Source organism: Escherichia sp. AM3 (assembly GCF_032029835.1).
In the GTDB taxonomy this organism is placed as follows: Bacteria; Pseudomonadota; Gammaproteobacteria; order Enterobacterales; family Enterobacteriaceae; genus Escherichia; species Escherichia coli.
The window spans coordinates 1-284 of the sequence record NZ_JAVUPQ010000887.1 but is presented as its reverse complement, the minus strand read 5'-3'; the positions used below and the strand labels follow the sequence as shown (position 1 = coordinate 284).

1 protein-coding gene is annotated in these 284 nt (G+C 48.9%); it reads right to left on the bottom strand.

Annotated features, from left to right (window positions below; all coding sequences use genetic code 11):
• Window positions 1-284: TrbI/VirB10 family protein (locus RTW80_RS28895; protein WP_312721537.1), on the bottom strand; the 284-nt coding region annotated here is incomplete at both ends.

Sequence of the window (284 nt, the reverse complement as noted above, 5' to 3'; positions counted from 1 at the left end):
CAATACCACTGGCCGCCTGACTTAAATCCGGTATCATCCCGACCATCATTGCACCAAGAAAACGTTCACTGAAATGAGTGTCAATCCAGCCAGAAGCACCGGCTTCGCATAACGCGCCAGCCGCCTGTGAGTCAACCAGGGGAATATCAATAAAAGGCTTACTGCGGGTACGTAGCTTATAAGCCATAACAAACACACGCCCTTGTCCATGATTTAAAGACCCGGCCTTATACATCAGTTTTGCGGCGGTTCCTCTTTCGATAAGTTTTACATTGCCACTGGCG